16 protein-coding genes are annotated in these 13,922 nt (G+C 42.9%); 2 read left to right on the top strand and 14 right to left on the bottom strand.

Translation table 11 applies throughout. The annotated features are described in order from the left end of the window. Nucleotides 1-46: 46 nt before the first annotated feature. Nucleotides 47-985, bottom strand: a complete 939-nt coding sequence (locus tag AC1HJP_RS16630; RefSeq protein ID WP_480362737.1) for an alpha/beta fold hydrolase — start codon at nucleotides 983-985, stop codon at nucleotides 47-49. Nucleotides 986-1,010: 25 nt separating this feature from the next. Beyond that, nucleotides 1,011-1,910: a virulence factor BrkB family protein gene (locus AC1HJP_RS16625; protein WP_138477903.1), complete on the bottom strand. Its 900-nt coding sequence runs from the start codon at nucleotides 1,908-1,910 to the stop codon at nucleotides 1,011-1,013. Between the two features lie 87 nt (nucleotides 1,911-1,997). Here AC1HJP_RS16625 and AC1HJP_RS16620 point away from each other — a divergent pair, with 87 nt between their 5' ends. Further along, entirely contained in the window at nucleotides 1,998-2,648 is a 651-nt protein-coding gene (locus AC1HJP_RS16620; protein ID WP_480362736.1) for a DUF2959 domain-containing protein, read from the top strand. 725 nt (nucleotides 2,649-3,373) lie between these two features. Here the strand turns inward: AC1HJP_RS16620 and AC1HJP_RS16615 are convergent. The 12 genes from AC1HJP_RS16615 to rpsJ all read right to left on the bottom strand — a co-directional run bounded on the left by AC1HJP_RS16615 (nucleotide 3,374) and on the right by rpsJ (nucleotide 10,742). Beyond that, nucleotides 3,374-5,380 (bottom strand): alpha/beta hydrolase family protein, encoded by a 2,007-nt coding sequence (locus tag AC1HJP_RS16615; protein ID WP_480362735.1) that lies wholly within the window; start codon nucleotides 5,378-5,380, stop codon nucleotides 3,374-3,376. Nucleotides 5,381-5,777: 397 nt separating this feature from the next. Then, entirely contained in the window at nucleotides 5,778-6,035 is a 258-nt protein-coding gene (rpsQ, locus tag AC1HJP_RS16610; RefSeq protein WP_404392075.1) for a 30S ribosomal protein S17, read from the bottom strand. Next, nucleotides 6,035-6,226 (bottom strand): 50S ribosomal protein L29, encoded by a 192-nt coding sequence (rpmC, locus tag AC1HJP_RS16605; protein ID WP_058031280.1) that lies wholly within the window; start codon nucleotides 6,224-6,226, stop codon nucleotides 6,035-6,037. Before rpmC ends, rpsQ begins: the two co-directional genes overlap by 1 nt. Beyond that, complete coding sequence (rplP, locus tag AC1HJP_RS16600) at nucleotides 6,226-6,639, bottom strand: 50S ribosomal protein L16 (RefSeq protein WP_058031281.1); 414 nt, start codon at nucleotides 6,637-6,639, stop codon at nucleotides 6,226-6,228. Before rplP ends, rpmC begins: the two co-directional genes overlap by 1 nt. A 13-nt stretch (nucleotides 6,640-6,652) precedes the next feature. Next, the gene (rpsC, locus tag AC1HJP_RS16595) at nucleotides 6,653-7,354 is read right to left on the bottom strand and encodes a 30S ribosomal protein S3 (protein ID WP_058031282.1); all 702 of its coding nucleotides are present in this window, start codon (nucleotides 7,352-7,354) and stop codon (nucleotides 6,653-6,655) included. 12 nt (nucleotides 7,355-7,366) lie between these two features. Beyond that, nucleotides 7,367-7,699: a 50S ribosomal protein L22 gene (gene rplV, locus AC1HJP_RS16590; RefSeq protein WP_058031283.1), complete on the bottom strand. Its 333-nt coding sequence runs from the start codon at nucleotides 7,697-7,699 to the stop codon at nucleotides 7,367-7,369. Nucleotides 7,700-7,711: 12 nt separating this feature from the next. Continuing rightward, nucleotides 7,712-7,990, bottom strand: coding sequence for a 30S ribosomal protein S19 (gene rpsS, locus AC1HJP_RS16585; RefSeq protein WP_010561269.1), 279 nt, complete (start codon nucleotides 7,988-7,990; stop codon nucleotides 7,712-7,714). 16 nt (nucleotides 7,991-8,006) lie between these two features. Then, nucleotides 8,007-8,831 carry a 50S ribosomal protein L2 gene (rplB, locus tag AC1HJP_RS16580; RefSeq protein ID WP_138477773.1) on the bottom strand — a complete coding sequence of 275 codons (825 nt, stop codon included), beginning with the start codon at nucleotides 8,829-8,831 and terminating at the stop codon, nucleotides 8,007-8,009. Between the two features lie 17 nt (nucleotides 8,832-8,848). Continuing rightward, nucleotides 8,849-9,151 (bottom strand): 50S ribosomal protein L23, encoded by a 303-nt coding sequence (rplW, locus tag AC1HJP_RS16575; protein ID WP_058031285.1) that lies wholly within the window; start codon nucleotides 9,149-9,151, stop codon nucleotides 8,849-8,851. Beyond that, nucleotides 9,148-9,750, bottom strand: coding sequence for a 50S ribosomal protein L4 (rplD, locus tag AC1HJP_RS16570; protein ID WP_130254432.1), 603 nt, complete (start codon nucleotides 9,748-9,750; stop codon nucleotides 9,148-9,150). Before rplD ends, rplW begins: the two co-directional genes overlap by 4 nt. Nucleotides 9,751-9,767: 17 nt before the next feature. Continuing rightward, nucleotides 9,768-10,403 carry a 50S ribosomal protein L3 gene (gene rplC, locus AC1HJP_RS16565; protein WP_480362734.1) on the bottom strand — a complete coding sequence of 212 codons (636 nt, stop codon included), beginning with the start codon at nucleotides 10,401-10,403 and terminating at the stop codon, nucleotides 9,768-9,770. A gap of 27 nt (nucleotides 10,404-10,430) precedes the next feature. Beyond that, nucleotides 10,431-10,742 (bottom strand): 30S ribosomal protein S10, encoded by a 312-nt coding sequence (gene rpsJ, locus AC1HJP_RS16560; protein ID WP_058031288.1) that lies wholly within the window; start codon nucleotides 10,740-10,742, stop codon nucleotides 10,431-10,433. 380 nt (nucleotides 10,743-11,122) lie between these two features. On the opposite strand from rpsJ, the gene plsB reads away from it, so the two are divergent. Further along, entirely contained in the window at nucleotides 11,123-13,549 is a 2,427-nt protein-coding gene (gene plsB / locus AC1HJP_RS16555) for a glycerol-3-phosphate 1-O-acyltransferase PlsB (protein WP_480362733.1), read from the top strand. Nucleotides 13,550-13,922 lie beyond the last annotated feature (373 nt).

The following is a 13,922-nucleotide window of genomic DNA, read 5'->3' as shown; positions in this document are numbered from 1 at the left end:
AAGTCTTTACAGCTTAGAATGTGTAACGCCTGATATAACGCAGACATTAATGCAAGCGACACAGCATTAAGTCAGAAGCACGAATAATGGCATCCATATAGTCACCTTCTCGCTGCGCGTGCCCCGCATTCTCCAATACATAAAATTGCGCTTTATGCTTTTGAGCAAAGCGTTGCACGGGTGCATAACGACACAATAAATCATCTCGACTATGAATAAACCAGCATGGCAAATGACAAAGCGACGCTTTAAATTGAGCGATATCACAGAGCTGGGAAAAATTTTGTTCTTGGAAAAAGTGACACATGATTTTTGCTTGCTGCACAGCGCAATGCGCTTGCTCGATATTGGCCAGCTTGGCTCTTGCGCCTAAAGCTAATTTTGACTCCCAGGCCATCCATAGCTGTGCTGCTTTGTGTTGCTCCAGCTCATCTGTGCCTGTCAAAGACTGATAATAATACTGTAAGATCTCAGATTCGCTCTTGAGGCCATGGCTAAAATCTGAATACAACTCAGGATAAAATTGCGCACCAGCCCCATGTGGTCCATACAACCAAGCGAGATCGGTGTTTTCAGCGAGGAAGCTTGCCCAAAGTATTAACCCTGACACCCTTTCTGGGTGAGATTGATAAAAAAGTAACGCCAATGTCGCCCCCCAAGATCCCCCTGCAATGACACTTTTTTCAATACCAAGATGATTAAGCAGCAAATGCATGTCATCCACCAAATGAGCTGGACTATTATGCGACAGTGAATCAGGGGAAGAGAGGCCGCAGCCCCGCTGACTAAATAAAATAATGCGGTATTTTCGTGGATTAAACAGGCAGCTCATCGCAGGCACAAGACCCGCTCCTGGGCCACCATGGCAAACGACCACAGGCACACCTTGCTCGCACCCATATTCTTCTACATGAATTTGTGCACCTTGCCCTACCGCAAGGTGAAAACTTTGACGCGCCGCTTTGAACTCGTAACCAAGAGACATAAGACCTCCAAGGTTATCGCTTTTCTCACTGCGCTATGTGCTGGCTATCCTCAGTGTGTTGTTCAGGTGCTTGTTGCTGCTCAAGCCTTTCGCTTAAACATACAGTAAACTCAGCGCCTAACAGCACCACAATCCAAGATAAATAGACCCAAACAAATAGGATCGGCACAGTTGCTAATGCACCATAAATCACTTCATAAGAAGGAAAGTGACTGATATACATAGCAAAGCCTTTCTTGGTTAGCTCGAACAGCAATGCCGCAAACAAAGCACCAGGGATCGCAGCTTGAAAAGCAACTCTCTTATTCGGAACTAAAGTATAGAGCATAATGAAGCCGGCCATGGAAATTGCGTAGGGTAAAAGTTTTAATAAAAAACCACTAAACCCTGGAATACCCTGATCGGCAAACGATACCAAAGACACTATATAAGAAGTCACACCAATACTTGCCCCTAGTAAAACCGGGCCCAGTGTTAATACCATCCAATAAATCGCAAAAGAGATCATAAATGGTCGCTTCTCTTTTACCCGCCAAATGCGATTTAAGGCAGTATCTACATTTCTGATCAGCAATAACGCCACAGCCGCTAAGAAGCTAATGCCCACGGCGGTCATTTGATTTGCATTACCCGTAAAGGCGCTGATATGAGACTTAATGGAATCTGTTGAAGTCGGGACAAAGTTAGTGAAAATGAAGTTTTCTATGGCTACTCGGGTATCTTCAAACCCAGGAAAGGCTGAAAATATTGCCACACCAACTGCAATTAATGGCACCAAAGACAAAAGCGTCACATAAGCCAAGTAACCTGCATTGATGGTAATTTGATCTTCTAGGCAGCGCTTAAAATAATGCTGCCACCAACTAGGTTGACGCGCTAAAAACTCTTTCGCTTTGGACTGTAATTGCTGATAGTGCAGTTGCATAGAAATAAAATAAACAGGAAACGTTTTGCACATCATAGCAATCCGCCCCATAATTTACATCAATATAGTTAATAAAATAGGTTGATTATGAAACATTTAGCTCTAGCAGCTGCACTGTGCCTAGGCCTCAGCGCGTGCCAAACCGTTTACTACTCTGCAATGGAAAAAGTCGGTGTCCACAAACGTGAGATATTAGTTGATAGAGTCGAAGCCACAAAAGAGTCACAACAGAATTCACAACAAGAGTTTCAATCAGCACTCGAAAGATTAACCACACTCGTTAATTTTGATGGTGGCGAATTGCAAACTGCCTATGAGCAATTGAATGATGATTATGAATCAAGCCTTTCAGCTGCGAGCGATGTCTCTAACAACATCGACAAAGTAGAAGATGTCGCCGAAGCGTTATTTGATGAATGGCAGGATGAACTTGGCCAATATTCGAATGCCAATTTAAAACGTGAAAGTGAGAAAAAATTAAAACAAACACAAAGGCAGTTCTCTAAGCTGCTTAAATCGATGCGTCGCAGTGAAGCTAAAATGCAGCCTGTTTTAGACTCATTGAAAGACAATGTGCTGTATTTGAAGCATAACCTGAATGCCCAAGCTGTCGCGGCGATCCGAGGTGAGTTTGACTCATTGAAAGTCGATATCCAAAACCTAATCAATGATATGAATCGTTCGATTGCCGATTCGAATGCCTTTATTGAGCAAATGAATCAGAATAAAGTGAACTAGTTTTTATACCTACTCCTCAAGTTAATCGCCTGCCATATAACATTTTTATGGCAGGCCACTCACCAAAAAAGCGTCAATCTCGGCATTTTGTAAATTCCTAAAGTATTTTCTACGCCTATTCTGTTAGGTTCCCCCTGAATGACGCATACTCTTCTACTCTTTATATGTGCAAAATCCAAGCGATGTACAAATTTAGCTAAAAAGGGTACATTCAGGGAAGCAATATTTAAAAACTAGCTGCAAATAATTAAAAATAAGAAAGTCACAATCAGGGGAGATTTTTACGGTGACAACTTTGTTGAACAATTATAAATATGAGCTGCTGTACACCTTTTTGATAGCCACCTATATCACACTAAGCGGCTCATCATCTTTCATACTCACACTATGGATCGTCTCAGTGCCTTTGCTGCTACTTGGTTTGAATTGCTTTTTGAAGCTCAAAACACTGCCAATCAGCAGGAGAAACCAATTAGCCTCGATCGCTTGTCATTTGATTATGTTAATAGTCACTATTTCATTGCACTTTGACATTGGCGGAGTCACTACAGGAAGTTCTACATCAGCAATTGCACTGGTGATGCTACCCATTTTATGTGCCGCAGGAGTGATTATGCTGGTAGCACTTCATTGGCTATTTAACTTTTTAAAACACAAAAATGTGACTTAATAAGTGAAAAATAGCTACTTAAGTAGCTATTTTTCATTCTCTCTTCTCAGCGTAATTAATGACGTGAAAACCAATCCAAAATACGATCTAAACGCTCTACTAAATTTGTTGGCGTACCAGTGCGAGACAGACCATGTGTCTCACCTTTAAAGATCACCATCTCTACAGGAACATCATTCGCTTTTAGCGCATAAAACCACTCTTGGCCCTGCCCGATTGGTGTCACCATATCTTGATCACTGTGGATGATCAGAGTCGGTGTTGAAACCTGATCAGCATACTTCAATGGTGAGCGATCCCAATATCCGGCAAAGTTCGTCCAAAGCGTACCACCAAACTCTTTCGTCATTTGCGCTGGCGTATACTCTTGCGTGCCCGCCTCAGAGATCCATGAGCTGACACTACGTTGCGTGACAGCAGCTTTAAAGCGATCGGTTTTGGTCGTGATCCAGTTAGTTAAAAAGCCACCATGACTGCCCCCTGTGATATACAGCGCATTTTTATTAATCCAGCTATTCTGTGCGATCACCTTATCTAAAAACTGCATATTATCTCTGTAATCTGCGCCACCATAATCCTTTCGAACAGCTTTACTATGTGCAATACCATAGCCGCTACTACCACGGTAATTCACATAAACGACACCATAGCCTTTGGCAGCATACATTTGGTTTTCATGGAACCACTGATGCCCCCACATACCACCTGGGCCGCCTTTAATATTCAATACCAATGGGTATGATTTATTCTTGTCGAAATTAATTGGTTTATGAACGAAACCCTGTACTTTCATTCCCAGCTCATTCTCAAACCAAAATGATTCTGCCGGTGAAAGGGCTTTGCTCGAAATCAATGCATCATTAAATTGTGTGAGCTTTTGCAGTTTTTTCGACTGAATTTCATATCGATATAGTTCTGGGAGTGCAGTTGAACTTTCTAAGGTAAAGACTAGAAACTTGCCGCTGGGTGCAATCGCTAAATTTCTAACCGATTTGTCTATGTCTAATAGTTTTTTGACCGATGCAGCCCCAGTGTCAACTGCGAATAAACGGTGGGCACCATGATCGCTGGTTGTAAAATAAAGCGACTTATTTGTCGGTGACCATAAAGCCCCTGAAGCGCGTCTGTCGAATGCTGCAGTTAAATTTTTTGGCTTACTATTTCCACGCTGTAAAAATAGATCTGCTTGCTCATAGGTGCCTTCTTGGTGGCTATACACGACCGATTTACCGTCATGCGAAACGCTTGCGCTATATTGACTGCCTTGATGTTGAGTCAACGCGACTTGTTGTTTTGTCTTAATGTTTAAGCGATAGATATCGCTATTATCATTACCCTCATACTCGAGCCCTGTTTTATTGGCATGAAAATAAACATATTGACCATCTTTAGACAAAGTTGGGCCATTCACATTCCAATCAGACCCTGCTGTCAGTTGAGTCAATGCTTGGCTTTCTAAATCATAGGTAAATAGATGGCGACGCTTATCACTTAAATAACCTGCACCATCTCCGATATACCTCGCGTTTTTGACAACCACAATATCTGGTTTAGCACGTTTATTTTCAGACTCGCTGTTTAATGCTTCATTTTCTTTCTCGGGACTCACAGTTAATGTGAGCAGCAACTGCTCGCCAGATGGCAACCATTGAAAACTCGACAGACTTTGCTCTAAGAAAGTCACTTGCTTTGCCTCACCGCCATTGGCTGGCATGACAAATACCTGAGATTTACCATTAACCGAACGGATAAAGGCCACGCGAGAAGCATCTGGTGACCACTGAGGCGCGCGATCGCCCGCACCTTGAGTAAACTCAGAAACAACACCCGCGTTGTCTATTTTGAAGATCTGACTATTTCTTCCGCTGGCATCCTCATTGACTGTTCGTTTAACAAATAAAATGTCTTCGTTATTAGGAGATACCTGAGGTGAATTTAAAAAGACAAAATCAAAGTAGTCTTCTGGCACCAAGCCTTTTGACTCTTTCTTTACAGCTGATGCTTCTGCTTGTGTCGTTGTAAATAGGGAAAATAATAATGCCCAAGTTAGTAAGCCACTCAAATGGCGCTTTTAATTCATATCCTTCATTCCAAAGCTCAAAGTCAAAGATCAGAAACAGTGGCATCAACACAATGAGGAAAGTCATTGTTAATGCATGTCCCGAAAGTGGTTTCAAATTGTAGAATACGTGAGCAACCAGTATAAGTCTTAATAAATCGATAAAAAGACGCTACTTAAATATAAAAGACGCTTCATTTCTGTGGTGTTCTCATGAATTGAAACAGGTTTAATACCCGGTTACCAATAGTGCGCTTGATGAATTTGTCATTTGAGTTAAATGAGCTTTAGCTTTATTTTGGAGACACTTCAAACTCTCATTTACTTATCCCCCAAACGACAAAAGCCCCAGCAGATGCCGGGGCTTTTAAGCAATTATAAACTTAGTCTAAGACTAAAATTAAGCTTGCTTAGGACGCTCGATTACGTCTACTAAAGTCCAAGATTTATTCTTAGAAATTGGCGCGCACTCACGAATAGTAACTACGTCACCTGCTTTAGCAGTGTTGCTCTCATCGTGTACTGACAGTTTTGTAGTACGCTTGATGAATTTACCGTAGATCGGGTGCTTAACCTGACGCTCGATAGCAACAACAATTGATTTGTCCATTTTATCGCTTACTACACGACCTTGAAGAGTACGGATCTTATCGCTCATTATGCACCTGCCTTCTGGTTAATAACCGTTTTAACACGCGCAATGTTGCGACGTACTTTTCTCAGTTCGTGAGTTTGAGCTAGCTGACCAGTGCTCGCTTGCATGCGCAGGTTAAACTGCTCACGAAGTAGCTCAAGAAGTTCAGCATTTAGCTCTTCTACGCTTTTGTCTTTTAATTCGCTAGCTTTCATTACATTACCGTCCGAGTTACGAAAGTTGTCTTGAATGGTAGTTTACGAGAAGCAAGGTTGAATGCTTCACGAGCAAGCTCTTCAGAAACACCTTCCATTTCGTAAAGCACTTTACCAGGCTGAATTTCAGCAACCCAGTATTCAACAGAACCTTTACCTTTACCCATACGAACTTCAAGCGGCTTGTTTGTGATTGGCTTGTCTGGGAACACACGGATCCAGATTTTACCTTGACGCTTGATGTGACGAGTCATAGCACGACGAGCTGCTTCGATTTGACGAGCAGTCATACGACCACGACCAGTTGCTTTCAAGCCGAATGAACCGAAGCTAACTTTGTTACCGTTGTTCGCAAGACCACGGTTGCGGCCTTTATGAACCTTACGGAATTTTGTACGTTTTGGCTGTAACATTAATCGCTACCTCTTACTTAGCACTTTTTTTGGCTTTCTTCGGAGCACGTTTAGCTGGCTTCTCTTGCTCTTGTTTCAGTGGAAGACCACCGATAACTTCGCCTTTGAAGATCCAAACTTTAACACCGATGATACCGTAAGTGGTTAAAGCTTCAGAAGTTGCGTAATCGATATCAGCACGTAGTGTATGTAGAGGTACACGACCTTCACGATACCACTCAGAACGTGCGATTTCAGCACCGCCTAGACGACCGCTAACTTCAACTTTGATACCCTTAGCACCTAGACGCATTGCGTTCTGTACTGCGCGCTTCATAGCACGACGGAACATAACACGACGCTCTAGCTGAGAAGAGATACCGTCAGCAACTAACTGTGCATCTAGCTCTGGCTTACGTACTTCTGCAATGTTGATTTGTGCAGGTACACCAGCAAGCTTAGTTACAGCTTGGCGAAGCTTTTCAACGTCTTCACCTTTTTTACCGATAACAACACCAGGACGAGCTGTGTGAATTGTTACACGGATTGATTTAGCTGGACGCTCGATAACGATTTTAGACACAGAAGCAGACTTCAATTCCTTAGTAAGGTATTGACGTACTTTGTGATCGCCAAAAAGCTGTTCAGAGAAATCTTTAGTATTCGCGTACCAAGTAGATACCCAAGGCTTTGAGATACCTAGGCGAATACCAGTAGGATGAACTTTTTGTCCCATTACTTATATCTCCTAGCTATCCGAAACCACAACAGTGATGTGGCTTGTACGCTTAAGGATGCGGTCTGCGCGTCCTTTAGCACGTGGCATAATACGCTTCATTGTAGGACCATCGTCCACAAAGATCGTAGCTACACGTAGCTCATCAATGTCAGCACCTTCGTTATGCTCCGCGTTCGCGATAGCAGACTCTAGTACTTTTTTAACTAATACAGCCGCTTTTTTAGGGCTGTACGCCAGGATTTCTAGTGCGCGATCAACCGGTAGTCCGCGGATCTGATCAGCAACTAGACGTGCTTTTTGCGCCGAACCAGAGGCGAATTTGTGTTTAGCTAATGCTTCCATCATATCCTCCGATTAACGCTTCTTCGCTTTCTTATCCGCAGCGTGGCCGCGGTAAGTGCGTGTAGGTGCAAACTCACCTAGTTTGTGACCGATCATTTCGTCCGAAACAAATACAGGGACGTGCTGACGACCATTATGGACTGCGATGGTCAATCCGATCATATTAGGGATGATCATTGAACGACGGCTCCAAGTCTTGATAGGCTTCTTGTCACCGCTTTCCAACGCCTTCTCTACCTTCTTCAGCAAGTGTAGGTCAATGAATGGACCCTTCTTGAGAGAACGTGGCATGGCAATTCCTCAACTATTACTTAGTACGACGACGTACGATTAATTTATCAGTACGCTTGTTTTTACGTGTCTTCTTACCTTTAGTAGGTACACCCCATGGAGATACAGGATGACGACCACCAGAAGTACGACCTTCACCACCACCGTGTGGGTGGTCTACTGGGTTCATGGCAACACCACGAACTGTAGGACGGATACCACGCCAACGAGTTGCACCAGCTTTACCTAGTGAACGTAGCATGTGTTCTGCGTTACCTACTTCACCTAAAGTTGCGCGACAATCCGCTTCAACTTTACGCATCTCGCCTGAACGTAGACGAAGTGTTACGTACTGACCTTCACGAGCAAGGATCTGAACGTATGCACCCGCTGAACGAGCGATTTGAGCACCTTTACCAGGCTTAAGCTCAACGTTGTGAACAGTAGAACCTACAGGCATGTTGCGCATTGGTAATGTATTACCAGCCTTGATTGGTGCATCAACACCAGACTGAATAGTATCACCAGCTTTTAAGCCTTTAGGTGCGATGATGTAACGACGCTCACCGTCTGCATATAATACAAGAGCGATGTTTGCGCTACGGTTTGGATCATATTCTAAACGCTCAACTTTAGCCGGAATACCGTCTTTAGTACGTTTAAAATCGATTACACGGTAGTGTTGCTTATGACCACCACCGATGTGACGAACCGTGATACGACCGTTGTTGTTACGACCACCTGATTTAGAGTTCTTCTCTAATAGCGGAGCGTATGGCTTACCCTTGTGTAGATCAGGGTTAACCACTTTAACGACGTGACGACGACCCGCAGAAGTTGGTTTACACTTTTGAAGTGCCATAATTCTAACTCCCCTTATTACTCGGCGCCGCCGACAAAGTCTAGCTCGCTACCTTCTTTAAGAGTAACGTAGGCTTTTTTCCAGTCTGAACGACGACCGAAACGCATGCCAGTACGCTTTGTTTTACCCTTAACGTTAAGTGTACGAACACCAGTTACTTCTACTTCAAAAAGCTTCTCAACTGCAGCTTTAACTTCAGCTTTAGTTGCGTCTGTTGCTACTTTGAAAACGATTGTGTTGTTTTCTTCAGCTGCAATAGTGCTCTTTTCAGAGATGTGTGGAGCAAGGATTACTTTTAAAAGACGTTCTTCACGGATCATGCTAGCGCCTCCTCAAGTTGCTTAACAGCACCTGCAGTAATTAATACCTTATCGAAAGCGATTAGGCTTACTGGGTCAATGCCAGCTACATCACGTGTATCAACCTTGTATAGGTTACGTGCAGAAAGGAATAGATTCTCATCTACTTCTTCAGTCACGATTAACACGTCTTTAAGCTCAAGCTCTTTAAGCTTACCAACAAGCTCTTTAGTTTTTGGTGCTTCTAAACCGAAGTTTTCAACAACAACTAAACGCTCTTGGCGTACAAGCTCAGATAAGATGCTTTTGATCGCACCGCGATACATCTTACGGTTAACTTTTTGGCTGTGATCTTGCGGCTTAGCTGCAAAGCTCACACCACCGCTGCGCCAGATTGGGCTGCGGATTGTACCAGCACGTGCACGGCCAGTACCTTTTTGAGCGAATGGTTTTTTACCACCGCCACGTACTTCAGAACGTGTCTTCTGAGCACGAGTACCTTGACGAGCACCTGCTGCGTATGCAACAACTACTTGGTGTACTAATGCTTCGTTAAACTCACGTCCAAAAGTAGCTTCGGAAACTTCAAGCGCACCAGCGCCTTTAATTGCTAATTCCATCACTAAATCTCCAGGACTTATGCTTTAACAGCTGGTTTAACGATAACGTCACCGCCGATAGCGCCAGGTACTGCACCTTTAACTAAAAGCAGGTTACGCTCTGCGTCAACACGAACTAGTTCAAGATTCTGAGTCGTTGAACGCTCAGCACCCATGTGACCGGCCATCTTCTTACCTTTAAACACCTTACCAGGTGATTGGTTTTGACCGATTGAACCAGGAGCACGGTGAGAGATAGAGTTACCGTGAGTAGCGTCTTGCATGCTGAAATTCCAGCGCTTAACACCACCTTGGAAACCTTTACCTTTTGAAGTGCCAGTAACGTCAACTTTGTTTACGTCATTGAATAGCTCAACTGTTAGTTCAGCACCAACTTCAAATTCACCTTCTCCGCCGTTAAGACGGAATTCCCACAGGCCACGACCCGCTTCAACGCCAGCTTTAGCGAAATGACCCGCTGCTGGTTTGTTTACACGGCTTGCTTTTTTCTCGCCTGCAGTAACTTGAAGCGCGTTATAACCGTCTGTAGCGTCAGATTTGATCTGCGTTACACGGTTAGGCGTCGCTTCGATAACTGTCACAGGGATAGATACACCATCTTCAGTGAAGACACGTGTCATACCCACTTTACGACCGACTAGACCTAATGCCATTTTCCTAAAACCTCTCTAATCTTCCGATTAACCCAGGCTGATTTGAACATCAACACCAGCAGCAAGGTCTAGGCGCATTAGAGCGTCTACAGTCTTGTCTGTTGGTTCTACGATGTCGATCAGACGTTTGTGGGTGCGGATTTCATACTGATCACGCGCATCTTTGTTTACGTGCGGTGAAACCAATACAGTGAAGCGCTCAAAACGTGTAGGAAGTGGGATTGGACCACGTACCTGTGCACCTGTGCGTTTCGCAGTTTCCACGATTTCCGCCGTTGATTGGTCAATCAAACGGTGGTCAAAAGCTTTTAGGCGAATACGAATGCGTTGATTTGACATTCTTTAACCTCAATAAAAAGAGCATTTAAAAAGAGCATAAAAAAACCTCCGAAACCACCTAAATAATAGGAAGTCGGGTGTTCTTCTATTTCTACCATTGAACTCCAAATCGGAGTTCCTATTTAATGGCTTGAGATCCAAGCCTTGTTTCTAACTTTCCAGCTAATAATGAGCGGAAAGTTTGCGTATTATATAGAGACTGGTGATAAATGCAACAGTTTATCTTAATAAATATCTTATCTAGCGTTACAGCGAATGAGTCGAGTTCTTTTTGAAAACATCTACACTTAATAGAAGCTTCTGAGATTGATGCTTTTTTGTAAATGGTCAGTCCAGTATTTCCTTGGTATTCTATAGCAAATTTTTTAGCTGGTTATGATATGAACATTTTGACTCGCAGCGCGAACGTAATTGCAGCTGCCGTAAACCGTATTTTGGTTAGGACAAAGCTGCTGCCGGAATCTCCTGTTTCGCAATTTGAACTCGACCCATCTGTGCCTACGTTTTACGTAACGCGTCTAAATTCAAAAGCAGATTTAGCTGCATTGGCAGCAGTATGTAAACAGCTAGGTTTGCCAGATCCAAGAGAGCAACAAACACTCTCAGGAAAACAGATCGACCGTTTTATCCCACTTGCTAACCCAACCCCGCTGTTTGGTGATAAAGCAAAACCCAGTGACGCACTTGAACTGGGTAAACAAATCTTCGATGCGTTTAGTCTCTCTCCTGAACAACGCGCACAAGTTGTGCCTGTTACTATTCTCTGGGGCAGAAACCCAGGCAAAGAAAAACCAGGAATCGGCACACTATTCTCTCACTCAATGACCCCGAGCTGGTTACGAAAGTTTTTTGTTTTGCTGTTCTCGGGTAGAGATAATCTTGTGCGTTTTAGTCAACCCATTGAACTCAATCAGTTGATGACGGATAAAGCGGATGTTGAAGAACTGCCACACAAATTACTTCGCGTGGCACGCGTACACTTCAAACGTCAAAAATTGGCTGCAACAGGTCCCAAGTTACCATCAAGAGAAGCACTGTTCTCGGGCTTACTTGCATCACCAAGTATTAAGAAGGCGATTGCAGACGAAGCGAAAGCAAAGGGGTTAAGTCATCAAGAAGCTAAGTTAAAAGCGAAAGAATTACTTGAGGAGATTGCTGCCAACTACTCTGATGCTATGATCCGAGTCGGTGACCGTATTTTAACTTGGTTGTGGAACAAGCTTTATAATGGCATCGAAGTAAAATACGCAGAGCGTGTTCATGAGCTAACCAATAAAGGCCACGAAATTATATATGTGCCTTGTCACCGCAGCCACATGGATTACCTGTTACTGACTTATGTTATCTATCACCAAGGGCTAGTGCCTCCACATATCGCAGCTGGAGTGAATTTAAACTTCTTCCCTGCAGGAGGGATCTTCCGTCGCTCTGGTGCTTTCTTTATTCGCCGCTCATTTGCCGGAAATAAACTTTACTCAGCCATTTTCAAAGAGTACTTAAGCCAGCTCTTTATGAAGGGCTACTCGGTTAAGTTTTATACTGAAGGTGGCCGCAGTAGAACAGGTCGTCTATTACCACCTAAAACAGGTATGTTAGCGATGACCATGCAAGCTATGCTTCGTGGTATTGAAAGACCAATCTCTATTGTGCCAGTTTATATTGGCTATGAGCATGTCATGGAGATCAATACTTACCTGAAAGAGCTCGCAGGTAATGACAAAAAGAACGAATCCATCTTCGCAGTTTTCAAAGCGATAAAAAATCTCAAAAACTATGGTCGCGGCTATCTGAACTTCGGTGAACCAATCGCACTTCAACAATACCTAAATGAACATCAACCTGATTGGCGTGCGCATATTGGCGATGATAGTGCGAAGCCACAATGGCTTAATACCCAAGTTGCAAATGTGGCACAAGACATCATGACCAATATAAACAGCGCCGCCGCACTAAATGCTGTTAACTTACTCGCCACAACTTTACTGAGTCGCAATCAATTTGCTTTAAGCAAACCAAAGCTACTAAAGCAACTGGATTTTTATTTAGCACTTCAGCAGCAAGCAAAATATAACGATCAAGTCACGCTTCCTTCAGATGGTGCACAATCATTACTAGAGCATGCTTTAAAGTTAAATAAGTTTGATGTGTTAACTGATGAAATGGGCGAAATTATCTCTATTAAAGAGAAAGAGCGCACACTATTTAATTACTATAGAAATAACATCATTCACCTTTTTGCTGTACCAAGTATACTTGCACAGCTAATTTATCAAAAAACAGAAGTCTCTATTGAGTCTGCAAATGAGACAGTGAATGCATTGTATCCACTGTTTGCGAAAGAATGGTTTTTAACAAAACTGTCTGAGGACTATATCGCGAATATCTTAAACTGCTTTGAACAACAGAATCTGATCAGCACGGATAATGGCGTCATCAAGATCACTGCCGACAAGCAAGCGCAAGCTCAATTAGAAATGCTTGGTAACGTGATGCATCTAACCCTTGAACGTTATGCAATTACGACGACGCAGATCATCAATTCAGATGCGATTAAGCGCCAGCAGCTTGAAGCGGATTGTGAAGTGTTAGCCAAACGCTTAGGTACTTTACATGGCATAAAAAGCCCAGAGTTCTTTGATAAGAAGGTGCTTACCAATCTGATATCTGGGTTAAAGGAGCAAAACTATATCAGTATTTGTGAGCAAAACACCATCCATGCCCAAGAGGCCATAGCTAATTTACAATCGCACCTTACTGAGTTATTGCCAGCAAGTATTTGGCAATCCATACATGAACACAGTAGTTGATATAAAGACTCTAAAAGCCGCTTTTAAATGCGGCTTTTCTTTTACTATTATCACGACCAATTTAATAGGTCATAGCCTACCAGTGATACTTCACCTAGCATCATGTCTACTTTCAGCACCAACATTCTTTGACCGAGTTAATCAGTTAATCAGTTAATCAGTTAATCAGTTAATCAGTTAATCAGTTAATCAGTTAATCAGTTAATCAAACTTAGTTTTTAGTAATCGGGAAACTTGAACACCAAAGGAAGGCTCAATTAATAGATATCGGACGGGGTTGAAAATGAAAATATTAGTTTGGGGGTTATTTTGTGGCTTCTACTGAAACTGAGATTGAAATAGGTGTACTTAAAAACAAAAAGGCCGAGCTAAT

The organism is Pseudoalteromonas sp. NFXS53 (assembly GCF_056629255.1).
This window is presented reverse-complemented; position numbering and strand designations above follow the sequence as displayed.

Excerpts from the sequence above, each read along its gene's own strand:
- AC1HJP_RS16630 (WP_480362737.1), bottom strand. The coding sequence starts at position 985 with ATGTCTCTTGGTTACGAGTTCAAAGCGGCGCGTCAAAGTTTTCACCTT.
- AC1HJP_RS16625 (WP_138477903.1), bottom strand. The coding sequence starts at position 1,910 with ATGCAACTGCACTATCAGCAATTACAGTCCAAAGCGAAAGAGTTTTTA.
- AC1HJP_RS16620 (WP_480362736.1), top strand. The coding sequence starts at position 1,998 with ATGAAACATTTAGCTCTAGCAGCTGCACTGTGCCTAGGCCTCAGCGCG.
- rpsQ (WP_404392075.1), bottom strand. The coding sequence starts at position 6,035 with ATGAGCGATAAGATCCGTACTCTTCAAGGTCGTGTAGTAAGCGATAAA.
- rpmC (WP_058031280.1), bottom strand. The coding sequence starts at position 6,226 with ATGAAAGCTAGCGAATTAAAAGACAAAAGCGTAGAAGAGCTAAATGCT.
- rplP (WP_058031281.1), bottom strand. The coding sequence starts at position 6,639 with ATGTTACAGCCAAAACGTACAAAATTCCGTAAGGTTCATAAAGGCCGC.
- rpsC (WP_058031282.1), bottom strand. The coding sequence starts at position 7,354 with ATGGGACAAAAAGTTCATCCTACTGGTATTCGCCTAGGTATCTCAAAG.
- rplV (WP_058031283.1), bottom strand. The coding sequence starts at position 7,699 with ATGGAAGCATTAGCTAAACACAAATTCGCCTCTGGTTCGGCGCAAAAA.
- rpsS (WP_010561269.1), bottom strand. The coding sequence starts at position 7,990 with ATGCCACGTTCTCTCAAGAAGGGTCCATTCATTGACCTACACTTGCTG.
- rplB (WP_138477773.1), bottom strand. The coding sequence starts at position 8,831 with ATGGCACTTCAAAAGTGTAAACCAACTTCTGCGGGTCGTCGTCACGTC.
- rplW (WP_058031285.1), bottom strand. The coding sequence starts at position 9,151 with ATGATCCGTGAAGAACGTCTTTTAAAAGTAATCCTTGCTCCACACATC.
- rplD (WP_130254432.1), bottom strand. The coding sequence starts at position 9,750 with ATGGAATTAGCAATTAAAGGCGCTGGTGCGCTTGAAGTTTCCGAAGCT.
- rplC (WP_480362734.1), bottom strand. The coding sequence starts at position 10,403 with ATGGCATTAGGTCTAGTCGGTCGTAAAGTGGGTATGACACGTGTCTTC.
- rpsJ (WP_058031288.1), bottom strand. The coding sequence starts at position 10,742 with ATGTCAAATCAACGCATTCGTATTCGCCTAAAAGCTTTTGACCACCGT.
- plsB (WP_480362733.1), top strand. The coding sequence starts at position 11,123 with ATGAACATTTTGACTCGCAGCGCGAACGTAATTGCAGCTGCCGTAAAC.